This is a genomic window from Acetomicrobium sp., assembly GCF_059026225.1.
On record NZ_JBWQOQ010000007.1, the window covers coordinates 996688 to 1020296 of the forward strand.

A 23609-nucleotide genomic window follows, 5' to 3' on the forward strand; every position below is an offset into this window, starting at 1 on the left:
TTCACCTGTTAGCCTTTTTAACCATAAATACTCCGCATGAAAGGAACATGAGGTTCGGAATCCAAGCTGCTGCGATGGGAGGAATATAACCACCTTGACCTAAAGAACGACAAAAAGACATAAAAACATAGTAGGAGAAAACTAAGATAATGGATACCCCTATGCCCATGCCGGAACCTGACTTTTTAGTCCCTGCTCCAACCGAAGCCCCAACCAAAGCCAACACCACACTGGCCCAAGGAACAGCCAACCTCAAATGCAAAAGTACCCACAGAGATTCGACATCTGTTCCCTGGATTTTCATCAGTTTTATATAGTTATAAAGCTCAAAGGCACCCATTTTCTTTGGGTTTTGTAAGCTTTCAACGACTTGTGACGGAGACAGGGGGAGAGCAAGTTGCTGCCTTTCGAAACCAAAGAGTGGCTCTACCAACCCATCATCCTTAACACTGAAAACCTGGCCATTATGAAGCCACCATTCCCCCTCCTTCCATTCGCCGCTTTTAGCCGTCATTATGCGGGCGATCTCACCGCCTTCGAACTCCTGGATTAGCACATTATTCATATTGCCCTCACTGGGGTACAACTTTCCGATATAGATGACCCTCGAGAGTTCGCCATTTTTTTCCTCCCTGAGAAACATCTGCTCCTTGAGGAGCGACGGCTTCTGCCGAGCCACTTCATATCTCATGATGTTATCAGCAGCCTTATCCGTCAAAGGAACTATGGTTTCGTTAAAAAGAAGGGCAGAACCACCAACTATGATGCTGGCCAAAACGATAGGACGTAAAATGCGGTAAAAACTTATTCCTGAAGCTTTTAGAGCCGTCAACTCCGATTGTGTTGCCATCTTCCCAAAACTTAGTATCGTAGCCAGCAACGCGGCCATAGGCAGAGTAAGCACCACCACACCAGGCAATCGATACAAAAAAAGCCTCACGACAACATTGAATGGCACTCGACTTTGAATAAGTAAATCGGCGATATCAAAAAGCAAATCGCCCGCGACCAAAAGAACGGTAAACACCATGACTCCAAATACAAAGGTCGGATAAAATTCGTTAATGACAAACTTATCCAACAATTTAAATTTGAATGTAAAAAGGTCAAATCCGTCACGCAATTCAGCCATAATTATTATAGATGCCCCTTGCTAAGCAGTAAGTCTGCTACTTCTCTAACGGCTCCCTGACCCCCAGGAGATTTTGTGACATAATCGGCTATCTCTTTTACCTCTAATCTAGCGTTTGATACCGCAATTCCAAAGCCAGCCCATTTGATGCAGTCGATGTCATTAATGTCATCGCCCATATAGGCCACTTCATCTGCTTTTAAGCCCAATTTTTCCGACAAAGACATTAGAGTCGCCAATTTATCCTTTACTCCGTTAAACACAAACGATAGACCTAAATCACTAGCCCGTTGATCCGTAGATGCCGAAAAACGCCCGCTGATAATGGCTACCTCGATACCTTCGCGCTTAAGCATGACAATGCCCATGCCGTCTTGGATATCAAATCGTCTTAAATTCGTGGCCTTCGCCATCCATGTACACCGATCCATCGGTTAAAGTTCCATCAACGTCTAAAACAAGAAGCTTTATGTTCATTCTCCAACATCTCCGAAAGAAACATGGCCGTGGGGCCATGGTGCTAATCCTCTTTGAGAATTATCAAAGAACTTCACTATCTCGGCCACAATCGCATCATTGATATTTTCTTTGCGAATCATTTCAACAGCTTGCCTTAATGGCAAATTATCATGATAGAGCTTTTTGTATATTTCCTTTATTTGCTTCCTTTGCATCACATTAAAGCCTGCACGCTGCAAGCCAACCTTGTTTATCCCATAAATCCTCGCAGGACGCCCGTCAGCCAATGTAAAGGGCGGAATGTCTTTGACCACCTTGGACAGGCCGCCTATCATGCACAATTTGCCAATCTTAGTAAATTGATGAACGCCAACCATTCCGCCGAGATTAGCGAAATCTCCTACTTCACAGTAGCCCGCCAATCCGCTCTTGTTCGCCACAATGACATAATTTCCGATTTTTACATTATGTCCTATGTGTACGCCTTCCATTAAGAACGTGTCTTGACCGATAACCGTCGCCTGTCCCTCGCTTGTGGCGCGATTTATGGTTACGTTCTCCCTTATTATGGTTCGGTCGCCTATGATGACCTTCGTTTCCTCTCCACGAAATGCATGGTCCTGCGGTTCCCTGCCTAAAACCGAATTTTCGTATATCTTGCAATCCTCACCTATCTCGACGAAGTTAAGCACCCTTACGTAAGCACCAATGACAGTATTTTCCCCTATGCAAACCTCATCTTCTATGATGCTATAGGGTCCAATGATAACCCCCTCGCCGAGCTCGGCCCTAGGAGATACAATAGCAGTTGAATGTATAGTCCTCTTCATCAACTACCCCTCTGCAGCAAGTTCTTGGCGACCACAAAGCTAAACATTGCCTCTGCCACCATTTCGTCATTTACGTGAGCCACAGCCTTCACTTGTCCGACACGCCCCCTCAGCCTGTACACCTTTGCCTCCGTGATCAACTGGTCTCCTGGGCAGACAGGCTTACGAAACTTAGCTTTATCTACCCCGGTCAAATAAGTTACCATGCCCTGCATATCGGGGCGAAGGACTATCATCATCGCCGCAACTTGCCCCATTGCCTCTAGGACAAGAACTCCGGGCATGACCGGCTCGCCGGGAAAGTGGCCCTGAAAAAAAGGCTCATTGATGGTGACGTTTTTCAACCCCACAATTCTCCCCTCACCAACCTCCAAAATCCTGTCCACCAACAAAAATGGATATCGGTGGGGAAGAAACTCCATTATTTTGTGAATATCCACCATTTGCTTAAAGTCCATAGACAATTTCAACCACCCCTACGCAAACGTCTTAAACGATGAACCATACGCAAATGAAGCCTATGTCCAGCCTTGTAGCCAACCACATGAGCTTGCAATGGTAAGCCCAACATAGCAAGATCACCCAGCAAGTCAAGTGCTTTATGCCGTACGCACTCGTCACGAAAACGCAGCTGCGTCGAATTAAGAAGGCCCTTGTCGTCGAACACCAAAGCATTATTCAAGTTTCCACCAAGGGCTAACCCTTCTTTTCTGAAGTTCCTCCACGTCTTTTAACCGTACAAAGGTCCTGGCAGGCGCGATATCTTTACAAAACGTCTCCCTGGTGACAAAACTGGCAAATATTTGAGTTCCTATAAAGGCATCATCAAAAGATATTATATAACTTACCTTAAGGGTTTCCGATGGAAAGCAAGCAATCCAAGCTTCACCGAAATCATCCTCAAGGTAAATGGGGGATAGCAAAGTACAAGCCGTTCTTTTTGTATCTTCTTTTTCCCTTAAACCCGCTTCTATTATGCTTCGAACCCAAGGTTCAGCACTGCCATCGAAAATCGGAATTTCCTCGCCATCTACTAATATCACGGCGTCATCGACTTCCATGCCATAAAAAGCGGACAGCAGATGCTCCATGGTATAAATCATCTGACCATCGGGAAGCAGAATACATGAAGCACGTCCCGGAGAAAAAAGCTCGCATTCTCCGATAGGATACCGTCGCCCCTCTTTTGAGGTGCCAATCATTATACCACTTTCTTCTTCAGAGGGAAGCATGAGAACTTTGGTTTCTTTTCCCTTATGCAACCCTAATCCTTTAACTTCAATTGGCCTTTGAAGAGTTACCCTCTTCATCTTCGCCTTCGACCCCTTTGTATAGGCGTTCAAGACGCAAAAGCCTTTCATACATTTCGGGCAATCTTTGCGTAAGAGCCTGAACTTTAAGCTCTTCGCGGTGGTCTCTTGCTGGAAAACCAGAAACTATCTTGCCGGGAGGTATGTCTTTTGTAACACCCGACTTAGCGGCAATTATTGCACCTTTGCCAATCCTCGCGTGATCTTTTACACCGCTTTGAGCAGCCATTATCACGTTGTCCTCGATCACAGCGCTTCCCGCAATCCCAGTCATGGCAACCAAAATACAATTGGCGCCAATTTTAGCGTTATGACCAACATGAACGCAATCACCTATCTTGGTACCGGGACCTATGTAGGTGTTGCCTATAGTTCCCCTATCGATGCTCGTCAAAGCACCAATCTCAACGTCATCGCCGATAACAACACCCCCGACTTGAGGGATCTTGATTAATTTGCCATTTACGCTATAAAAACCGAAACCCTCGCCCCCCAGTGATACGCCGGCGTGAATTAGACATCTTTTTCCCAAGGCTACATCATGATATATGGTGGCATGCGGTTCAATTATAGTACCCTCACCTATGTGAACGTTTTTCCCGACAAAAACTTGTGCCTCTAAAACAGCATCGGCAGCAATATCTGCCCCTTCTCCGACAACACATAGCGGGCCAACATAAGCACGAGGGTGAACACGGGCACCATCAAATACCACTGCTGTCGGGTGGATTTCACCTTTCGTGGCACGTGGTTTCTCAAAGAGCGAAAGTAACTTTACAAAGGCTAGCTTGGGATCTTTAACCTCCACGCCCACTCTGTTAGGCTCAAGCCAATTGCAGGGCACTACCACTGGAACATCTTCTTTTAACTCTTTAAAAGATCTCTTTTCCCAAAGGACGCATATATGTTTTGAGGTGGCTTCTTCGGGAGAAGCCACTCCCAAGACGAGCCTTTCGGGATCGCCAACCAGGTTGCCGCCCAAGTAGGAAGCGACCTGTGAAAGCTTCCAAGCCTTGTCAAACTCTTTCACTTCTCTTCTCCTTTCCATGCAAAGATCAAAAATTGCCAACCGCCCTTACGCTGACCTCGTCGTCGTCACGCTCATCTAGGTATAATTCCAAGGAAAGGTGTTCCGTGAATCTATATCCTAAAGCGGCGTTATTTTCGCTCTCATCGGAATGACGCCACCACACGTAAAAGGCTTTTATACCTCCCTCCACCCATAGACGATACCAAGTTTTGTCCTCCTCCAATTCCCTTTCTGCCCCCAACCAAATGTCCCTATAAGGAGACCATCTTAAGCCAAGTCTTTCCTCGCTATCACCATCGTCCAAAAAAAGTATTGCTTCGCCGTAAAGCTCTATATCCCACGAAGGAAAAGGCTGCGCCTTGCGACCTAAGTGCAACCCAAGTTCGGTGGATTTTTCCTCCGTACCTCCATAAGCTGCTCCCCAAACGTAAAGCGAGTATCTTTTGCTTTCTGCTCTCACGTCGGTCCTCGCTATCCTGGAAGGAACAAACTGCGTATCGAACTCGATCTTAGCGGTGCTCGCCAGTCTTGTGCCTTTTAACTTTGCACTAATCAGACGCTCTATTTTATCCTGATGCTTAGCAGCCCAATCCACGGGAACACCGATAATTGGAGAGAGGCTTTCAAGCAACTTCTCGCGCATCTCGTACTGCCAAAAAGAGGGCAGCGACTTCGAGAAAACGTGGGTATCCACGGTTAGCACCAAATCTTGAGTGGCTACAAAGGATAGATTCACCACGTGTGAAATTGTCCTCCTTGCTTACTAAGACATGAGGCTCCCACCCTGGCATGCGCAAAGAGGTTATTTTTTTTACTTCTTTTAAAAATACTTCGTCAGCCCATTTTAACGCCTCGACGGGCACGCCTTGGACCATGCTCAAAAGGATTTCTTCAAGACCCGAAGCGTCGAGGCGAAACCATTCGTCACAGGGCGAATTTAACCTGGGAATCGTCACTTTGATCTTCCAGTCCACAAGCTTGGTTGGCACAAATTCAACGAAGACATCGTCTCTGCTTTTGACGCTAAGTGACTTTATTTTGTAGCCCTCAAAGATCCTATCTGAAACCATAGCAAGAAGCCTTTCTTGGCTGGCCAAATCATAGCTAGGCATTTCCCTCATTACAGCTATAATGCTTTCTTTAACAGCATTAGAAAGCCACTCGGGCGGCCCTTTTACAATCACGCTCGCCTGTGCCCGAATGGCCCCAAAAAGGATCGCCCATAATAACAATAAAAACCACGATCCCCGCTTTTTTTTGCCTCATGTTGGCATCCTAAAACAACTCCCCGAACCCAAAATGAGTATAAGTCTCGTATTCTCCTTCAGCCAAATCTATACGTAAATTACCGAGCGGCGTCCTGACTCGAACGCCTATGCCATATGAATCATGCAGATCCGATAAATCGAAGCTTGAAGACCTCTTAGCGCCATGTCCCAACGGTCCTATAAAGATAGTCTATAAAGGGGTCGCTATCGCCCCATGCATTGCCGGCATCGTAGAAGAAAACCAGGCCAAAGGCTTCTTCGATGGGTATCCTGAGTTCAAAATTTGCCAATAACATCTCGGTCCCATAGAATTCATCTTCTTCATATCCCCGCAGATCTCTATCCCCTCCGATAAAATACTGATCCATGAAGGGAATTTCACCGCTTGAAAAACCGGCCCTGACCCTGGCAGCGAACAAGACCGGCGTATCCCTCGTTCCCAACTCTATATCGAATATCTCTCCAATCCTGATCACGGGAGTATAATACCTGGCTTCAAACCAATATTTAGTGAAGTTCCAGTCGCTTCCCAAAAAATCTAAAGCCTGTTCCACGTTAATGCTCATTACATCCCCTTTGGGATAGCTTAAATACTCGTCCAAGGTAGAACGCTGCACCCTGCCGGTGACGGAAAAAGTCTTGCCCGATTGCATGTGTTCCTCGAAGTACTTATCCTTAATTTTTTCTGTTGCCAGCCATCTGCTGAATTCATCGTCAAAGTTAGCATTTCTATCTATATACTTACCTGCAATATCATACTTCTTCATCCAGTCAATTAATTCTTTTCGCTCCCTATCCGTCCTAAAAAGAAACCAATTAACCGAATCTTCCGGTATATCAGAATCATGCCAATTAAGCGTTGCATACCAGCTAAGTCTGGGATCGCGGGGAAACTTCTTTCCGGCTCCGACTGATATTCCCGTCCTGGTCTCTTCGTATTCGAATACCGACTCGCCGCCTACGTAATTTTCTATGTCTTCCCATTCCCATCTAAATAAATTCACTCTCCAGGAATAATAATCCACGTCCATGAACGGTTCCTCGTAGGTGATCCAATATTGATCTCTTTTTCCGGTCTCAAATCCGATGGACGCCGTCCGACCCGTTCCCTTCCAGTTGGTGTCCTCATAAGATAAACCGCCGCTCCAACCGCTGCTTGAACCGTGTCCTATGGTCAGTCCTATCCTTCCCGTCCTTTGTTCTTCCACGGATACGATGATGTTTACGATACTTGGCTCTTCTGTGGGCTCAAATCCGACGTTTACAGTCTCAAAATACCCGAGCCTTTGAAGTTTGTTCAAGGAATGCCTGAGCACCTTAGCATTAAAGTGATCGCCCGACTTAAGCTTTATCTCCCGTTCGATGACAAACGTCTCCGTCTTTTCATTTCCCTGAACTACGATCTCTCCTACCTTTGGCTCTAAGATCTTGACCGTTATGACGCCTTCCTGAATTTGTACATCTTGGATTCGCATCATAACGTATCCGTCTTCCTGATATTTATCTCTAATCCTCTCGAGATCGTGCCTGAAAAACACGGAGTTAAAGATGTTGCCAGGCTTTGTGAAGACGAGCGCTTTTAACTCTTCTTCGGTATATACTTCATTTCCCTCAAACCTAACTTCCCGGACGACAGGATTTTCTTGCACGACATAAGTTACCCTGACACCTTCATCCTGGGGCTCGATCATAACGTCAACATAGGCAAAAAAACCTAAATTGTAAATGGCTTCTATGTCCTTATCGAGCTGCTCTTTATCCGCAGGCTGGCCAACTTTGGTTCCAACGACAGATAGTATGTAATTAGTATCCACCTGCTGGTTGCCTTCCACCTTCAATTCAACGACGTCAGGGTAGGTTTGAGCAAAAACTAAAGATGGTTTCAGCAATAAAAAAACTAAGCTCACTAGCATAAGTTTTGTGCAAAACTTCATCTTCAAGATCACTCCTTTAGTCTGAAAGCTCCACATCTATTCCCCTTTGATCGCGGAGGGCTTTCTCTCCCAGCCGAACCAACTTGAATAATTCCTCTAGCATCTCTTCTTCAAATGATACATCATGATCCTTTTTCTCGGGTAATTCCTTTGGCGCATTTTCTTTCGCCTCAATAATGCGCTTTATTTCACCGCTCTTGGATGAAGTGCTGCTGATTTTTTGTTCATCTTTTTCTGCTACTGCTGCTACTTTTTCTAATTGAGAGGAGGCAACTTTTACATCGCCAACGTCGTAGACCCGTGCCATGTTAGTATCGCTTAAGCTCTTCCTCAAGGCCACGATGAGCCGCTCTTCGTCATCCGTTATCAAGCTCAAGTGAAGCGAGTTGGCCTCCCGCTTTGTAGATAGATTTTGACCCTCCTGGTATTGCACAAAACTTTCTCTCGAGGTCGGCAAAGCCAAGGCCATCAAAAATACTGCAGCTGCAAGCAAAGAAATCAACACCTGCTCCAAAGCACCGCGGCGTCGCCCAATCTTGCTGTCGGAAGAGACGTGAGTAAAAATTTCGTCTTTTGCGATTCGCATCTCCGCCTCGGCACACTCAAGTTCCATGATAACTTCCTTTGGCCTTCCACGCCTCCACGCTTCTATGCTCCTATCGATCCAACGCCTAATTCTCAAAAGACGCCTCTCCATTAAAAGGCCCCCTCAGACTTAAAAAAATAAGGTTACGTTACCCCTAAAATCTTTCTGAGCTTTGCAATAGCCCTTCTTCTTAGCCTGTAGATGTAGCTAATGTCTACTCCCCTTTTTCGAGCCACCTCTTTGGCGCTTAATCCATCCAGGTCAATCGCTCTTATAATTTCAGCCTCCTTGGCCGTTAACGATTCTATGGCCCTTTCAAGGTCAATGAGCCAGCCTTCCCTCTCGTCAATATAGACGGTCTCGCGCTGATAAACATAGTTATCCAAATCCACTGGCTCAGGAGCCTTTGCCTCCGATCTTTCCAAAAAATTAATCATATGCCCTTTAACGCGATAGTAAGCATAAGTTATGAACTTGGCTCCCCTTTCGAAATCATACCTATCGACCGCCTCTATCAAGGCCACCATGCCTTCCTGTATCAAATCTTGATGAGAATCCGGAGACACATGTAATTTGCTCGCAAGCCAAAACACCATTGGTCTATAAGAAATTATCACTTCTTCTCGTGCTTTTTCGTCACCCGACCCTACCTTTTTCCATAATTCTAATTCATCTTCATAAAGATTCGAATCATTAGAAGGTTCAGGCTCGATATCACGCATTTAACTGTCTCCTTTTTTGAATTTCTAAAAATATACCATAGTTACGTTACGCTAATATAGGGAGGTTGCACACTAGATCCAGATCATCGACCAAAAGATGGAGTGTATCATTCGCGAAGGCCAACATCACTCTCCCATCCCATAGCTCCATGGAAGTTAAACTGCAGTTATCTATCCTAATCCTCCAAACGGCGGAAGCATCCAAAGCAAGAAGGCCCACTAATGCAGCTCTTATTGAACCACCGTGAGCAACGACCAAGATGTTTTTACCGGCTTCCTTTAAAACTTTTTGCATTCCACCGGTCACGCGCTCAACTACTTCTACAAAATCTTCTCCTCCGGGAATTTTGGCCTCTTCGGGAGATTGCCTCCACCAGCGGTAAGCATCACGATACGTTCTTTCAACATCGGTAACCGCCATTCCCTCCCAAGCCCCGAAATCCATCTCTTGCAGCTCTTTCAGCAAGCCTTTTATCGGTACTTTTATGAGCTTAGACACTATTGCAGCAGTTTCGCTCGCTCGCGCAAGCGAACTTGCATATATGGCATCTATGCCCAAAGACTTTAGCCTCAAAGCAACTCGCCGCGCTTGCAAACGACCTTCATCACTAAGAGGAACATCGGTTTTACCTTGATAGCGAGATTGCATGTTCCATTCAGTTTTGCCGTGACGCAAAAAAATGATACGCTTCAAGCGACATCACCTCATCGCATGTATTATAGATATATTAACGTTAAAAGTCCTTTTTCTCTATGTCTTAAAAAATAAAAGCCCCCTTAATCTTAGGGGGTCATGCAAATTTTGCGACCAGCTGTTCAGGCAGCCTCTATTATGTAAACTGGCAAATCTTCACTAGTCATCGGATACGATGTACTTTAAGATTGCACCCGTGACTTTTTAAGAGCAGATCCCAAAATCTCTATATCTCTAGTTTGTGCAGAAAGCTTATTTGACTCGGCTACCTCTTCGGTAAGTTCCTTGCGCAGGATCAAAACATCCTTTGGCGCTTTAATTCCCAAGCGAACCTGTCCCTTACCTATCTGAACCACCATTACCTCAATCGTACCATTAAGGACCAGAGATTCGCCCTCTTTGCGGGACAATACTAACACTTAAGAGGCACCCCCTTTACTTGGTGCCGCACTGCTAGCCTGAGCAAAAGCACTCCTCATCTTCTCTCTGGTGGAGTCGTCAAATATATAATGCTTTATGTCGTAATCTTCCCTCTGACCTATTGCTTGCTTGCCTAAGCGTTCTTTTGCATTCACAACTATGGGAGCACGAATATTAGCGGTAGCTTCCCACGGAGCATTTTCAGGCACAGCTACTACCACGAAAAAGCAAAGATCTTTTATAGGAGCTTTTAGCTCGTTTATGTCGCTCTTACACAATTGTGGGTCATAATCTGAAATTATAAAATCGGGAGGCACAATGGGAAGGGCAACGTCGCCATCTTTCAAACTTTGAAGCCACTTTATAGCGCTTTCATCATTCCCGACCAACAACCACGCCTTATGGTCTTCGAAACCAGGAATACCTTTGGGAAAATACACGATGTCATTGTCGTCGTATTTCAACACCCCAAATCTCAAGGTTTTAAACTCTCGCATTTAACTGTCCTCCAAGTTCAACCTTTTGTATTTTATCGTCAGGAAAATCCGATGGGGCATAGGTTGAGTCAAAAATGGAGCCGGCGGGCGGACTCGAACCGCCAACCTGCGCATTACGAGTGCGCTGCTCTTCCTGTTGAGCTACACCGGCATGACGATTATAAAATGGCGGTCCCAACGGGATTTGAACCCGTGCCGCCGCCTTGAAAGGGCGGTGTCCTAGACCTCTAGACGATGGGACCGCTCCGAGGAGCACGAAAAATCACTAGTGATAACTTTCCGTATCATCGATAATGGATCTCGCATTTCCGCTTACCGCCGTTGTATATTATCATGCACGTATTTTATAAGTCAAGTTTATCGAGACTTGGATCGCATCAACTTTACTATAGTTTTCAAGGCATGACAGCCATAAAAACACTCCCCTCCGCCTCGTGTCGGCGGCAAGGGAGTGAAAGGTAGGAGTGCAAATAACTTGGCTGGCCATGCACTACGAGCTCAAGCTTTTTGGTTATATTTAAGCATATTTAAGCTAAAGAACGTAAGAGTCTGACAAAAAGTGCCTAAAATGCCCGTAACATCTGAATTCTTAAAAAAATGGTTATATCGAAGCTGGAAGTCCTCTTAGCACCATGTCCCACAGTCCTGTAAAGATAATCTACAAAGGGATCGCTATCGCCCCATGCATTGCCGGCATCGTAGAAGAAAACCAGGCCAAAGGCTTCTTCGATGGGTATCCTGAGTTCAAAATTGGCCAATAACATCTCGGTCCCATAGAATTCATCTTCTTCATATCCCCGCAGATCTCTATCCCCTCCGATAAAATATTGATCCATGAAGGGAATGTCGCCTGCTCGAAAAACCGGCCCTGACCCTTGCGGCAAACAAAACCGGCGTATCCCTCGTTCCCAACTCTATATCGAATACCTCTCCAATCCTGGTCACGGGAGTATAATACCTGGCTTCAAACCAATATTTAGTGAAATTCCAGTCACTCCCCAAAAAATCCAAAGCCTGTTCCACGTTAATGCTCATTACATCTCCTTTGGGATAGCTTAAGTACTCGTCCAAGGTGGAACGCTGAAACCTGCCCGTGACGGAGAAGGTCTTTCCCGACTTCATGTGTTCCTCGAAGTACTTATCCTGAATACGTTTTACTATTTCATCATCTGGGATTTCCCCTATACTTTCAGGGTCTATATATTTCTTGCCAACGTCGTGCTTTACCATCCAATCAATTAATTCTTTTTTCTCCTTATCCGTCCTAAAAAGAAACCAATTAACTGAATCTTCTGATATATCAGAATCGTGCCAATTAAGCGTTGCATACCAACTAAGTCTGGGATCGCGGGGAAACTTCTTTCCGGCTCCGACTGATATTCCCGTCCTGGTCTCTTCGTATTCGAATACCGACTCGCCGCCTACATAATTTTCTATGTCTTCCCATTCCCATCGAAATAAATTCACTCTCCAGGAATAATAATCCACGTCCATGAACGGTTCCTCGTAGGTGATCCAATATTGATCTCTTTTTCCGGTTTCAAAGCCGACGGATGCGGTACGCCCTAACCCCTTCCAGTTGGTGTCCTCGTAAGACAAGCCACCGCTCCATCCACTGCTTGAACCGTGTCCTATGGTCAGTCCTATCCTTCCCGTCCTTTGTTCTTCCACGGATACGATGATGTTTACGATACTTGGGTCTTCTGTGGGCTCAAATCCGACGTTTACAGTCTCAAAATACCCAAGCCTTTGAAGTTTGTTCAAGGAATGCCTGAGCACCTTAGCATTAAAGTAATCGCCCGACTTAAGCTTTATCTCCCGTTCGATGACAAACGTCTCCGTCTTTTCATTTCCCTGAACTACGATCTCTCCTACCTTTGGCTCTAAGATCTTGACCGTTATGATGCCTTCCTGAATTTGTACATCTTGGATTCGCATCATAACGTATCCGTCTTCTTGATATTTATCTCTAATCCTCTCGAGGTCGTGCCTGAAAAACACGGAGTTAAAGATGTTGCCAGGTTTTGTGAAGACGAGTTCTTTTAGCTCCTCTTCGGTGTATACTTCATTTCCTTCAAATCTAACTTCCCGAACAATGGGATTTTCTTGTACGACGTAAGTTACCCTGACACCTTCAACCAAGGGCTCAATCATAACGTCGACATAGGCAAAAAAACCTAAATTGTAGATGGCTTCGATGTCCTTGTCGAGCTGTTCCTTATCCACGGGTTGGCCAACTTTGGTTCCAACGACAGATAATATGTAATTAGTATCCACCTGCTGGTTGCCTTCCACCTTCAATTCAACGACGTCAGGGTAGGTTTGAGCAAAAACTAAAGATGGTTTTAGCAATAAAAAAACTAAGCTCACTAGCATAAGTTTCGTGCAAAACTTCATCTTCAAGATCACTCCTTCAGTCTGAAAGCTCCACATCTATTCCACTTTGATCGCGAAGGGCTTTCTCTCCCAGCCGAACCAACTTGAATAATTCCTCTAGCATCTCTTCTTCAAATGATACATCATGATCCCTTTTCTCGGGTAATTCCTTTGGCGTATTTTCTTTCGCCTCAATAATGCGCTTTATTTCACCGCTCTTGGATGGAGTGTTGCTGATTTTTTGTTCATCTTTTTCTGCTACTGCTGCTACTTTTTCTAATTGAGAGGAGGCAACTTTTACATCGCCCACGTCGTAGACCCGTGCCATGTTAGTATCACTTAAGCTCTTCCTCAAGGCCACGATGAGCCGCTCTTCGTCATCCGTTATCAAGCTCAAGTGAAGCGAGTTGGCCTCCCGCTTTGTAGATAGATTTTGGCCCTCCTGGTATTGCACAAAACTTTCTCTCGAGGTCGGCAAAGCCAAGGCCATCAAAAATATTGCAGCTGCAAGCAAGGAAATCAAAACTTGCTCCAAAGCACCGCGGCGTCGCCCAATCTTGCTGTCGGAAGAGACGTGAGTAAAAATTTCGTCTTTTGCGATTCGCATCTCCGCCTCGGCACACTCAAGTTCCATGATAACTTCCTTTGGCCTTCCACGCCTCCATGCTTCTATGCTCCTATCGATCCAACGCCTAATTCTCAAAAGACGCCTCTCCATTAAAAGGCCCCCTCAGACTTAAAAAATTAGGTTACGTTACCCCTAAAATCTCTCTGAGCTTTGCAATAGCCCTTCTTCTTAGCCTGTAAATGTAGCTAATGTCTACTCCCCTTTTTCGAGCCACCTCTTTAGCGCTTAATCCATCCAGGTCAATCGCTCTTATAACTTCAGCCTCCTTGGCCGTTAACGATTCTATGGCCCTTTCAAGGTCAATGAGCCAACCTTCCCTCTCGTCAATATAGACGGTCTCACGCTGATAAACATAGTTATCCAAATCCACTGGCTCAGGAGCCTTTGCCTCCGATCTTTCCAAAAAATTAATCATATGCCCTTTAACGCGATAGTAGGCATAAGTTATGAACTTGGCTCCCCTTTCGAAATCATATCTATCGACCGCCTCTATCAAGGCCACCATGCCTTCTTGTATCAAATCTTGATGAGAATCCGGAGACACATGTAATTTGCTCGCAAGCCAAAACACCATGGGTCTATAAGAAATTATCACTTCTTCTCGTGCTTTTTCGTCACCAGACCTTATCTTTTTCCATAATTCTAATTCATCTTCATAAAGATTCGAATCATTAGAAGGTTCAGGCTCGATATCACGCATTTAACTGTCTCCTTTTCTAATTTCTAAAAACAGACCGAAATTACGCCAATATAGGGAGGTTGCACACTAGATCCAGATCATCGACCAAAAGATGGAGTGTATCGTTCGCGAAGGCCAACATCACTCTCCCATCCCATAGCTCCATGGAAGTTAAACTGCAGTTATCTATCCTAATCCTCCAAACGGCGGAAGCATCCAAAGCAAGAAGTCCCACTAATGCAGCCCTTATTGAACCACCGTGAGCAACAACCAAGATGTTTTCACCGGCTTCCTTTAAAACTTTTTGCATTCCACCGGTCACGCGCTCAACTACTTCTACAAAATCTTCTCCTCCGGGAATTTTGGCCTCTTCAGGAGATTGTCTCCACCAGCGGTAAGCATCACGATACGTTCTTTCAACATCGGTAACCACCATTCCCTCCCAAGCCCCAAAATCCATCTCTTGCAGCTCTTTCAGCAAGCCTTTTATCGGTACTTTTATAAGCTTAGACACTATTGCAGCAGTTTCGCTCGCTCGCGCAAGCGAACTTGCATATATGGCATCTATACCCAAAGACTTTAGCCTCAAAGCAACTCGCCGCGCTTGCAAACGACCTTCATCACTAAGAGGAACATCGGTTTTACCTTGATAGCGAGATTGCATGTTCCATTCAGTTTTGCCGTGACGCAAAAAAATGATACGCTTCAAGCGACATCACCTCATCGCATGTATTATAGATATATTAACGTTAAAAGTCCTTTTTCTCTATGTCTTAAAAAATAAAAGCCCCCTTAATCTTAGGGGGTCATGCAAATTTTGCGACCAGCTATTAAGGCAGCCTCTATTATGTAAACTGGCAAATCTTCACTAGTCATCGGATACGATTTACTTTAAGATTGCACCCGTGACTTTTTAAGAGCAGATCCCAAAATCTCTATATCTCTAGTTTGTGCAGAAAGCTTATTTGACTCGGCTACCTCTTCGGTAAGTTCCTTGCGCAGGATCAAAACATCCTTTGGCGCTTTAATTCCCAAGCGAACCTGTCCCTTGCCTATCTGAACCACCATTACCTCAATCGTACCATTAAGGACCAGAGATTCGCCCTCTTTGCGGGACAATACTAACACTTAAGAGGCACCCCCTTTACTTGGTGCCGCACTGCTAGCCTGAGCAAAAGCACTCCTCATCTTCTCTCTAGTGGAGTCGTCAAATATATAATGCTTTATGTCGTAATCTTCCCTCTGACCTATTGCTTGCTTGCCTAGGCGTTCTTTTGCATTCACCACTATGGGAGCACGAATATTTGCGGTAGCTTCCCACGGAGCATTTTCAGGAACAGCTACTACCACGAAAAAACAAAGATCTTTTATAGGAGCTTTTAGCTCGTTTATGTCGCTCTTACACAATTGTGGGTCATAATCTGAAATTATAAAATCGGGAGGTACAATGGGAAGGGCAACGTCGCCATCTTTCAAACTTTGAAGCCACTTTATAGCGCTTTCATCGTTCCCGACCAACAACCACGCCTTATGGTCTTCGAAACCAGGAATACCTTTGGGAAAATACACGATGTCATTGTCGTCGTATTTCAACACCCCAAATCTCAAGGTTTTAAACTCTCGCATTTAACTGTCCTCCAGGTTCAACCTTTTGTATTTTATCGCCAGGAAAATCCGATGGGGCATACGTTGAGTCAAAAATGGAGCCGGCGGGCGGACTCGAACCGCCAACCTGCGCATTACGAGTGCGCTGCTCTTCCTGTTGAGCTACACCGGCATGACGATTATAAAATGGCGGTCCCAACGGGATTTGAACCCGTGCCGCCGCCTTGAAAGGGCGGTGTCCTAGACCTCTAGACGATGGGACCGCTCCGAGGGACACGAAATGGATCTCGCATTTCCGCTTACCGCCGTTGTATATTATCATGCACGTATTTTATAAGTCAAGTTTATTGAGACTTGGATCGCATCAACTTTACTACAATTTTCAAGGCATGACAGCCATAAAAACACTCCCCTCCGCCTCGTGTCGGCGGCAAGGGAGTGAAAGGTAGGAGTGCAAATAACTTGGCTGGCCATGCACTACGAGCTCAAGCTTTTTGGTTATATTTAAGTATATTTAAGCTAAAGAAGTTAAGAGTCTGACGAAAAGTGTCTAAAATGCCTGTAACATCTGAATTCTTAAAAATGGTGAGCCGTGCAGGATTCGAACCTGCGACTCCCGGATTAAAAGGCCACGTCCGGCTAACCGATCTCACGGCGCAGCTTATAGTAGCATATATGCGGACTTTTGTTCAAGCCCATTTCGCAAAATTTTCATAAAAAAGGCCTTGTCCGGCGCTCCTAAAAACGCAGGCTTTCCGAGATGTCTGGTTGATGTTATGGAAGAAAAGGGAAAGATTGTACTGTTTAACGAGAAATTTGCCTCATGGGAGGAGGCGCTCGAGGCGTTTATCCTCTTCAGGAAGGCCGAAGGATACTCGAAGCGGACGATCGAGGACTACCGCTACCACATCGCGCACCTGTTTAAGGAACGCCCGCAGGCCTGGGACCCGGCATGCCCGAGCAAGGCCAAGGCGGCGGTGCTTTCCTATCTGGCCCAGGACGGCATCGCTCCCGCCACGTTTAATCTGAGGCTGAACTACATAAAGGCCTTCTTCTCCTGGCTGGTGGCTGAAGGCGCCTTCCCGGAAAATCCGGCATGGGGGATCAAAAGAAGGAAGGCCGAACCGAGGATCGTCCAGCATCCGGCGGAAGTCTTGGAAAAGCTGCTTAAGCTTCCGGACAAGTCTACTTACTGCGGCAAGCGCGACTACGCCCTTATATGCCTTTCGATCGACACGGCGATAAGGCCGGGCGAGGCGCTGGCTTTGACCCTTGACGACGTGGATTTAGACGATCTGACCGTGCTGGTTCGAGCTTCCGTCTCAAAGACGCGAAAAAGCAGGATATTGCCCTTTTCTCTTGAGACGGCAAAGGCCCTGCAGGCCATGATCTCAATGCGGCCGAAGGAGTGGGACACGAAGCTGCTTTTTACCAACCACGAGGGAGACATGTTAACCGTTTCCGGCTGGAGGCAGAAGCTGCAGAGGCACTACGCGCCAAAGCTCGGCCTTAAGCGCCTTTCGCCCTACGACCTGCGCCACGACGCGGCGCTGTATTTCCTTAGAAACGGCATGAACCCGTTTGCCCTTCAGGCCATCATGGGACATTCAAACCTAGAGACCACGAAGCACTACATAGCGCTGGTCGAGGCCGACATACGCGAGGCGCAGGAAAAGGCATCGCCGGTGAGAAGATTGATAGGGAAGAACAAGAGGGTGAGGTGAGGATGGACGGCAGGCAGAAAGCAACGGCAAACCAGCAATGCGAGGCACATCGGCGCACAAGGTTGCAGACTATTGTTTGACTAGTCATTGCTGTCAATCTAACCTAGAAAGAGCTTATAGGGCGGTACGTTCTGCCTATCTGTGCGAAATTAGCCTCACGATATTAATTATTATTAATTTAAGAACAAAAGCCGCCGTATAATGTACCCTATAGGCACAGCCCAAGTGCTTCAAATTGTTTTAGCGTCGTACGTGAATAAAAAACAGCAACAAAGGAGCGTGTCAACGGTTTGAAAGACCTGCAGGACGACTTAGGTTCCTTAGAGCTGTTAGCCGGGATTGGTACGAAACATTCCGGGATTTCGTCCTTAAACCTGAAGCATTTTTGCGGCGTTGACATAGGCATACGGAACTTTAAAAGGGACATGCCGCTTGAAACGGAAGTAGTAAACGGAGTAAAAGTGCCTACGAAGGCCGAAATGTGCAGGATAAAGGGGTGGCTCGTCATTACGCGGAACGGCGTAAACGAGTACGCAGACTTCGTCTCGTTTTGCGATACTATGTCGCCTGACGAGATAATCGAAGCTCTGTCAAAATTCGACGACTGCTACCCGCAGCCTGAGTGTTCGGAAAAGGCACTTTTTCAGCTGATACGGATGTTGAGCGATCCGAAGCCCTACGACCTTACGGACGAAAGGAAGCGCAACGTGCCCTGTTCCTGGGAATGCGTCCTTGAAAGATGCCAAAAGATAGCAGACATCATGTTCGATAATCTCATGCTGAAGGGTAAAGAAACCAACGAAAACGGCGAGCCGAAAACTAAACACCGCCACGTTGACGACAACTTTAACATGACGCCGCCGGGCATTGAAGACGCAATCCTGCGCGGCAGTTTCAAAGACGCAAAAAGGCTTGCACGAAGGATAGCAAAGGATCCTTTCGGCGAAACTGCCAGGCACCTTGAAGCGATACTTAAAGCCATACCAGAAGAGCTCGGAAGCTATGGTGTCGTTTGGTCAAGGTTTTTGGAACGGGCAAGGTCAAAACCTAAAAGATGCCCTTTGGAAGCTAGGCCTTGTTAGGCTGCAAGAATCTGTCATTTGAGACAACGCACAACCAAAGCGCACTAAAATACGCCTTTATGGTTTGATGGGTTCTTTGATAAACTTTAAAAAAGTTTATCTTCTGCCATGTCAGCGACAAGACGGGCGTTCTGTGAGCTCTTCAAGCGCCTTTTTCATCTCTTCGGGCGAGGTAAGGGACAGGTCTATCTTTTAATGTCGTCGATCTTGTCTTCACTGGGAGGATGCTGTTATATGAAAATTTTGTTTTTGGATGAATCTGGAGATACCAATTTACGCAATGTTGACCCTGCATATCCGGTCTTTGTCCTCGCAGAAAGGGCACCTATTATCTGTCCGAGACACAAATCTTTTCTCTGATTGATAGGGAACTAAAACTGGTGGATAAGAAAGATAACGCAGCCGGGCTTCAGATAGCTGACCTTGTCGTAACCCCTATTGGCTGGTGGGCAATGGGAAAAGGGCACACGAGGATTGGGAAATCATAAAAACTAAATTTCGTAAGGACAGCAAAACTGGTCGAATAGAAGGTTACGGGTTGATTGCACTGCCGAAAGATTAAACATTAAGGGCTGGAGTCCGCTACGCAGCCCCCAGCCCTCAATTACATAATGATATTATAACAAAATTTAAATAACAGCCAAATTTTTGGCTCTAGGTTTTGAGTCGCGACGAGCTTATGTATGATTTTCCGGCCTTTCCGGATAATTAATGCAGATGTTACTTTAAACTTACACACGGCAGTGAAGGCAAGGCTCTTCCTAGGCAGCGGCATAAGCCCCTCTGTTTTATAGACCATAAAAAGAAACTTAAATCTTGAGACCGCAAAGCTTTACATCGCATTGGCCGAGTCCGACATGAGGGAGGCACACGAGACGGCATCGCCTTGTTTTGCGATCGTATGTCAACTGGCCAAGGTTTCTCGCACGGGTAAGGCCAAAGGGTTCGCTCATAAAACTTGAAGGCCTGACATGAGCAATGGGCTAAGGTTAAAGGTATGGGCTAATAGGGTAGAAACCTACGGCTAACGATTAAATTCAAGCCAACTATCGTCATTAAGTGCTTCTTCTCTCTGCCTTAGGTATTCAGCTGCTAGTTTAATCCTGCTATCAAACAGATCCATCATGATCTGGAATATATTTGTCGATTTCAACCTGTAAAAGCTTGCCTTGCCTTCCTTGCCGGTTCTTTCGCCTTTAGACGGCACGCTCGACAGGTACAAATGCTTCCCGTCGAAAACAAGCGCCAAACGAAGGGTGGAGTCAAGCCACCTCGCGTTCACTAAGCTTTTAGGCTCCTCATCTGGCTTATCCCCAGACAGCAGCGTTTTGTAAGCCTCATAATATGCTAACTCACACTCCATTAAGCAATTCCTAAACAAACCTCTAAATAGATTCTCCGCCGTTGAAACGTGTACCCTCGGAACGGCCAGAGAGTACTCGCCCCTATAGTCATCTTTTTTGTTATGCAAGCCGTATTCCTTCTTAAAGACCATGACGTCTATGCCTTTTCGACAGCGCAGGTACTCTATAAAAGCCGCTTCGACCTCAGCGCCCTCAGGCATGAGCCAGACCTTTAAAAGCACCTCTCGTTTTGTCATCTTAGAATGTTCTTTAACGTCGTGCCACAGCTTGCAGCCGTTGACAAGATCGCCTGCGCAGATCTCCTCGAATTCCTGATCCTGAAATTCCCGCTTCACGGCAAAGGCCCTGCCGAAGCTCTTTGAAATAACCTTCCCATTACCCCGGCCGAGCGTGCACGATGGAGTTTTCTCAAGAGGGTCAAGCAGTCTCAAACACTGCGAGATAACCTGCGCAATTTCCCGGCAAAGAAGATAAGCGTAGTTATAAGAAACGGGCAGGGTATTGACAAATTTCCCCTTGCCCGCCTCGAGCCTGTCTAGCACGGCCCTGTACCATTCGAGGAGCAGACCTACCTCCTCAGGCGTTTTGCTACAGCAAAGTAAGCGAAATATGCCGTCGGCTTCCTCGTAAGTAACGTCTCCGCCCGCCTTCAGACAATCCGTGCATACCTTAAGTTCGTCCTGCGTCATCTTGCCGCCTCCCGCCGCCCACGCTCAATTGTCCTCCGGCAATTGGTCCATAAAGAACTTGTAAACGTTTTGGTCTTCAAAGGCCTTTGAAGTGTCCTTGAATTTGAAGGGCTTTCCCTTGTTCCTCAAATATAAGGCGAAGATCGCGGACATAAAAAGGGAAGTTATCCTCGGGTGCTTTAGGGACAGGAGAGCTATGGGATCAAGGCTGTCTTCGTAGGGCGTAAACTGAAAAAACACGAGGCTCGGCTCCCTCACTATTTTCTGCGTCAAACCTCTAAGCTGTTGGAAGGTCATAAAGGACTCCGGGTCTTTTTGGGCAAGGATCTGTAGGGAAAGGAGGCAGTCTATCATGGCGACGTTTAGACCCCTCTCCCCTCTTATTCCGTGTTTAAGCCAGTCTATGGCGGAACGCAGGCTTATGCCGAAAAAGCTTGCCAGTTCGTATTTGTCTAACTCAAAGTCCTCCTGTATTTTTCGTATGACTTCCGCAGGAACTACGACGTCTCGCTCTTCCACAGCATTCACTCCCTTAAAAAGCAATGTACGATGCCGAATATCTAGCAACTAAATCAATTGTAACTGCTGAACATATTGCAGTCAAACCTTGAAGTTGTTTGTGTAAAACTACATCTTCGGGCTTCCCCCCACGGGCAAAATGCTGACTGCCCTGATGATGAGGCAGTCAGCACGCCTGCAGTCCTTAAAATTCCACGTCTTCTGCGACTTTCAAGATGTCTGCGTAGAAAAACTTTCCCCAGTCTATCTTTTCGTAAAGGGATCTGTCGAACTTAAAGCTAACTTCCTGGCGCCACTCTATCGGCCCTCCGGGCCTGCTGTGATAAGGGCACTTTATCGTAAAGGAGCACTCCTTCAGCCATGGAAGCTCTTCATAGAGCTGTTTCAGCTTCGCGGTGCAATACATTTTAATCTCATCAAGCCTTTTAGACGCCCTGTAGGGCATGAAAAAGCAGGTAACGTCTATGTTTCCCGACGCAATTCCACGAGAGGTCAGCTTGACGTTTGCTCCATGGAGGTAGCCGCAGCTATACGAGGGCCCCGAGCCTGCCAATATGCGCGTAACCTGATCCGCCACTTCCCCTTCCGGAGGGACCTTGGGCAGGTTGGACCATATTGCGAAAGCCAATAAAAAGACCAGCGCCGTCGTACTTATCACCGCCACAGGCTTCCAGACGTTTCTTTTAGGTCTTGAAACAGCAGCTCGTTTAAGGATTTCCATCACCTTTTCTATTTCATCCGACACCTTAAAACACCCCAATCTCGGCCCATATTTAGAAGCTTGACAGCTGAAAATTTAAACCTGTCCAGCTTACGCAACCCAATGCTAATTACCTATCGCCGCTAATCATCGTCAGTTAGCAACTGATAATCACTGTTAGCTAGCAACTGATCGAGGTCGTAAAACTCATCATCGTCATGCAGGAAGGGTTCCGGGTCAAACTCCTTGCCCTTGACGTCTTTCGGCGTGGGAGCAATTAAAGCCGCTACGGTCTCGTCCAATTCCCTTGAGTTCGCAACCAGGTTTCTCGGAGAAACAGCGTCATAGGGCAAGTCTACGATGTGCCACTCGCCCAATTCCCAGGCTATGCCCTTGCCGTAAGTCAGGACATCCGGCCTTTCGTAGGCCAGGTTCGTAAGCCGTTCAAATCCCGTGGTCTCCTTCGTCATGTTTACAAAGTAAAGAAGGGAATGGCGGCTGAAGCCGAAGACGACGGAATCCGAATCGGCCACCGGACGGCACGAGGAAAAGACGACGTCCCAGCTCGTATTTTCCACCGCTTCCTTATAGTTGTCCGCTTCTGGAACGAGCAGCACGGAGTCCTTTGGATATATGGCGGAAAGGAGCTTTAAAACGAGCTTTAGCTCCACTATGTCGTAGGCCGGCGCGTATATTGCAAGAGGCCGTTTATTGTCGTTTACCGGAGCCGTCCTTTCAGAGCTGGATATCCGACAAAGCGGCTCCAGGTACGACTGCACCACCGAAAGCATGCAGGAGGCCGTTCGTTTTGCGTTGCTGAATATCATGGTCTCAATGGTCTGGTCTGGAAGGTATTCCTCCCACCACTTTTTCTTTTCTAGGCTGGCATACACTTTCTCTGCCATCTCGGAGTGGATCGTCGTTATCCTGCCTGCTAAGGACATGTAGGGAGGCTGGGTGTTGCTGCGGATAAATGCTTCTGCATGGGCCGCAGTCTTTATGATGGCTTCGATGCACATTTTCGCGCTCGTTTCCCAAAAGGGTTCGTTAGCATTGCTTATGACATCGTCCGGGACCAGCGCCTTAGCCAGGTCTCTGGCAGCTACGTTCACGTTCCCTATCGCCACCATTACGTCCTGGGCAAAGTCTACGGCAAAGTCTTCGGCATGGCCTGGTGCCAGGACTTCAGCTTCTTTCAAGATCCCTAGGGTATCGGCATCTGACGCCAGCAGTATGACCTTTTTCTCCAAACCCAGATAGTAATTTGCCTTGTCGGCCATAAACGCCAACCTTTCGTTCTTTCTGTCCCCCAAAAAAGCAGATAGTACTTTCATCAAAATCACTTCCCCTTCTTTTTGTAT

At 46.5% G+C, this 23609-nt stretch carries 30 protein-coding genes and 4 tRNA genes; 3 read left to right on the forward strand and 31 right to left on the reverse strand.

The annotated features are described in order from the left end of the window. Nucleotide 1 precedes the first annotated feature (1 nt). The 27 genes from AC5SXE_RS09485 to AC5SXE_RS09615 all read right to left on the reverse strand — a co-directional run bounded on the left by AC5SXE_RS09485 (nucleotide 2) and on the right by AC5SXE_RS09615 (nucleotide 16433). Nucleotides 2-1132 (reverse strand): LptF/LptG family permease, encoded by a 1131-nt coding sequence (locus AC5SXE_RS09485; RefSeq protein WP_493917240.1) that lies wholly within the window; start codon nucleotides 1130-1132, stop codon nucleotides 2-4. Nucleotides 1133-1137: 5 nt separating this feature from the next. After that, nucleotides 1138-1545: a KdsC family phosphatase gene (locus AC5SXE_RS09490; RefSeq protein ID WP_493917241.1), complete on the reverse strand. Its 408-nt coding sequence runs from the start codon at nucleotides 1543-1545 to the stop codon at nucleotides 1138-1140. 60 nt (nucleotides 1546-1605) lie between these two features. After that, the gene (gene lpxA, locus AC5SXE_RS09495) at nucleotides 1606-2421 is read right to left on the reverse strand and encodes an acyl-ACP--UDP-N-acetylglucosamine O-acyltransferase (RefSeq protein ID WP_493917242.1); all 816 of its coding nucleotides are present in this window, start codon (nucleotides 2419-2421) and stop codon (nucleotides 1606-1608) included. Continuing rightward, on the reverse strand, nucleotides 2421-2879 hold the full coding sequence (fabZ, locus tag AC5SXE_RS09500; RefSeq protein ID WP_493917243.1) for a 3-hydroxyacyl-ACP dehydratase FabZ: 459 nt from the start codon (nucleotides 2877-2879) through the stop codon (nucleotides 2421-2423). The genes lpxA and fabZ overlap by 1 nt, the downstream gene beginning before the upstream one ends. 8 nt (nucleotides 2880-2887) lie before the next feature. Further along, nucleotides 2888-3088, reverse strand: a complete 201-nt coding sequence (locus AC5SXE_RS09505) for a UDP-3-O-acyl-N-acetylglucosamine deacetylase (protein ID WP_493917303.1) — start codon at nucleotides 3086-3088, stop codon at nucleotides 2888-2890. A gap of 7 nt (nucleotides 3089-3095) precedes the next feature. Beyond that, complete coding sequence (locus tag AC5SXE_RS09510; protein WP_493917244.1) at nucleotides 3096-3731, reverse strand: UDP-3-O-acyl-N-acetylglucosamine deacetylase; 636 nt, start codon at nucleotides 3729-3731, stop codon at nucleotides 3096-3098. After that, the gene (gene lpxD, locus AC5SXE_RS09515) at nucleotides 3700-4761 is read right to left on the reverse strand and encodes a UDP-3-O-(3-hydroxymyristoyl)glucosamine N-acyltransferase (protein ID WP_493917245.1); all 1062 of its coding nucleotides are present in this window, start codon (nucleotides 4759-4761) and stop codon (nucleotides 3700-3702) included. Before lpxD ends, AC5SXE_RS09510 begins: the two co-directional genes overlap by 32 nt. 25 nt (nucleotides 4762-4786) lie before the next feature. Further along, complete coding sequence (locus AC5SXE_RS09520) at nucleotides 4787-5500, reverse strand: hypothetical protein (protein ID WP_493917246.1); 714 nt, start codon at nucleotides 5498-5500, stop codon at nucleotides 4787-4789. Beyond that, the gene (locus tag AC5SXE_RS09525; RefSeq protein WP_493917247.1) at nucleotides 5385-5993 is read right to left on the reverse strand and encodes a hypothetical protein; all 609 of its coding nucleotides are present in this window, start codon (nucleotides 5991-5993) and stop codon (nucleotides 5385-5387) included. The genes AC5SXE_RS09520 and AC5SXE_RS09525 overlap by 116 nt, the downstream gene beginning before the upstream one ends. A gap of 43 nt (nucleotides 5994-6036) precedes the next feature. Next, nucleotides 6037-6201, reverse strand: a complete 165-nt coding sequence (locus AC5SXE_RS09530; protein ID WP_493917248.1) for a BamA/TamA family outer membrane protein — start codon at nucleotides 6199-6201, stop codon at nucleotides 6037-6039. Further along, nucleotides 6185-7963, reverse strand: coding sequence for a BamA/OMP85 family outer membrane protein (locus tag AC5SXE_RS09535; RefSeq protein ID WP_493917249.1), 1779 nt, complete (start codon nucleotides 7961-7963; stop codon nucleotides 6185-6187). Before AC5SXE_RS09535 ends, AC5SXE_RS09530 begins: the two co-directional genes overlap by 17 nt. A 16-nt stretch (nucleotides 7964-7979) precedes the next feature. Beyond that, on the reverse strand, nucleotides 7980-8660 hold the full coding sequence (locus AC5SXE_RS09540; RefSeq protein WP_493917250.1) for a hypothetical protein: 681 nt from the start codon (nucleotides 8658-8660) through the stop codon (nucleotides 7980-7982). Between the two features lie 32 nt (nucleotides 8661-8692). Beyond that, nucleotides 8693-9271 (reverse strand): sigma-70 family RNA polymerase sigma factor, encoded by a 579-nt coding sequence (locus AC5SXE_RS09545; RefSeq protein WP_493917251.1) that lies wholly within the window; start codon nucleotides 9269-9271, stop codon nucleotides 8693-8695. A gap of 46 nt (nucleotides 9272-9317) precedes the next feature. After that, nucleotides 9318-9965, reverse strand: a complete 648-nt coding sequence (locus AC5SXE_RS09550; RefSeq protein ID WP_493917252.1) for a histidine phosphatase family protein — start codon at nucleotides 9963-9965, stop codon at nucleotides 9318-9320. Between the two features lie 182 nt (nucleotides 9966-10147). After that, nucleotides 10148-10384: a carbon storage regulator CsrA gene (gene csrA, locus AC5SXE_RS09555; protein ID WP_310848767.1), complete on the reverse strand. Its 237-nt coding sequence runs from the start codon at nucleotides 10382-10384 to the stop codon at nucleotides 10148-10150. Further along, entirely contained in the window at nucleotides 10385-10882 is a 498-nt protein-coding gene (fliW, locus tag AC5SXE_RS09560) for a flagellar assembly protein FliW (RefSeq protein WP_310848765.1), read from the reverse strand. Nucleotides 10883-10957: 75 nt separating this feature from the next. Then, nucleotides 10958-11033: transfer RNA gene (locus AC5SXE_RS09565), tRNA-Thr, on the reverse strand. A gap of 15 nt (nucleotides 11034-11048) precedes the next feature. After that, a tRNA-Glu gene (locus AC5SXE_RS09570) sits at nucleotides 11049-11124 on the reverse strand. Between the two features lie 321 nt (nucleotides 11125-11445). Further along, on the reverse strand, nucleotides 11446-11718 hold the full coding sequence (locus AC5SXE_RS09575; RefSeq protein ID WP_493917253.1) for a BamA/TamA family outer membrane protein: 273 nt from the start codon (nucleotides 11716-11718) through the stop codon (nucleotides 11446-11448). Then, a complete protein-coding gene (locus AC5SXE_RS09580; protein ID WP_493917254.1) occupies nucleotides 11690-13279 on the reverse strand; it encodes a BamA/OMP85 family outer membrane protein in 1590 nt (529 codons plus the stop codon). Before AC5SXE_RS09580 ends, AC5SXE_RS09575 begins: the two co-directional genes overlap by 29 nt. Before the next feature lie 16 nt (nucleotides 13280-13295). Further along, the gene (locus AC5SXE_RS09585; protein ID WP_310848771.1) at nucleotides 13296-13976 is read right to left on the reverse strand and encodes a hypothetical protein; all 681 of its coding nucleotides are present in this window, start codon (nucleotides 13974-13976) and stop codon (nucleotides 13296-13298) included. Nucleotides 13977-14007: 31 nt separating this feature from the next. Further along, entirely contained in the window at nucleotides 14008-14586 is a 579-nt protein-coding gene (locus AC5SXE_RS09590) for a sigma-70 family RNA polymerase sigma factor (protein ID WP_303882161.1), read from the reverse strand. Nucleotides 14587-14626: 40 nt separating this feature from the next. Then, the gene (locus tag AC5SXE_RS09595) at nucleotides 14627-15274 is read right to left on the reverse strand and encodes a histidine phosphatase family protein (protein WP_303882162.1); all 648 of its coding nucleotides are present in this window, start codon (nucleotides 15272-15274) and stop codon (nucleotides 14627-14629) included. Nucleotides 15275-15456: 182 nt separating this feature from the next. Further along, entirely contained in the window at nucleotides 15457-15693 is a 237-nt protein-coding gene (csrA, locus tag AC5SXE_RS09600) for a carbon storage regulator CsrA (RefSeq protein WP_310848767.1), read from the reverse strand. Beyond that, entirely contained in the window at nucleotides 15694-16191 is a 498-nt protein-coding gene (gene fliW / locus AC5SXE_RS09605; RefSeq protein WP_310848765.1) for a flagellar assembly protein FliW, read from the reverse strand. A 75-nt stretch (nucleotides 16192-16266) separates the two neighbouring features. Then, nucleotides 16267-16342 (reverse strand) — tRNA-Thr (locus tag AC5SXE_RS09610). A gap of 15 nt (nucleotides 16343-16357) precedes the next feature. Beyond that, nucleotides 16358-16433 (reverse strand) — tRNA-Glu (locus AC5SXE_RS09615). A gap of 513 nt (nucleotides 16434-16946) precedes the next feature. Between AC5SXE_RS09615 and AC5SXE_RS09620 the strand changes: the two genes are divergently transcribed. From AC5SXE_RS09620 to AC5SXE_RS09630, 3 genes are all read left to right on the forward strand, one after another. Further along, a complete protein-coding gene (locus tag AC5SXE_RS09620) occupies nucleotides 16947-17894 on the forward strand; it encodes a tyrosine-type recombinase/integrase (RefSeq protein ID WP_310848763.1) in 948 nt (315 codons plus the stop codon). Between the two features lie 290 nt (nucleotides 17895-18184). Further along, entirely contained in the window at nucleotides 18185-18976 is a 792-nt protein-coding gene (locus tag AC5SXE_RS09625; protein ID WP_323720846.1) for a hypothetical protein, read from the forward strand. A gap of 234 nt (nucleotides 18977-19210) precedes the next feature. Continuing rightward, a complete protein-coding gene (locus AC5SXE_RS09630; protein WP_323720845.1) occupies nucleotides 19211-19336 on the forward strand; it encodes a DUF3800 domain-containing protein in 126 nt (41 codons plus the stop codon). 664 nt (nucleotides 19337-20000) lie between these two features. On the opposite strand, the gene AC5SXE_RS09635 is transcribed toward AC5SXE_RS09630, so the two are convergent. From AC5SXE_RS09635 to AC5SXE_RS09650, 4 genes are all read right to left on the reverse strand, one after another. Beyond that, entirely contained in the window at nucleotides 20001-21029 is a 1029-nt protein-coding gene (locus tag AC5SXE_RS09635) for a hypothetical protein (RefSeq protein ID WP_493917255.1), read from the reverse strand. 24 nt (nucleotides 21030-21053) lie between these two features. Then, nucleotides 21054-21548, reverse strand: coding sequence for a hypothetical protein (locus tag AC5SXE_RS09640; protein ID WP_303882144.1), 495 nt, complete (start codon nucleotides 21546-21548; stop codon nucleotides 21054-21056). A 184-nt stretch (nucleotides 21549-21732) separates the two neighbouring features. Continuing rightward, the gene (locus tag AC5SXE_RS09645; protein ID WP_493917256.1) at nucleotides 21733-22293 is read right to left on the reverse strand and encodes a hypothetical protein; all 561 of its coding nucleotides are present in this window, start codon (nucleotides 22291-22293) and stop codon (nucleotides 21733-21735) included. A 98-nt stretch (nucleotides 22294-22391) separates the two neighbouring features. After that, a complete protein-coding gene (locus AC5SXE_RS09650; protein ID WP_493917257.1) occupies nucleotides 22392-23582 on the reverse strand; it encodes a hypothetical protein in 1191 nt (396 codons plus the stop codon). Nucleotides 23583-23609: the final 27 nt, after the last annotated feature.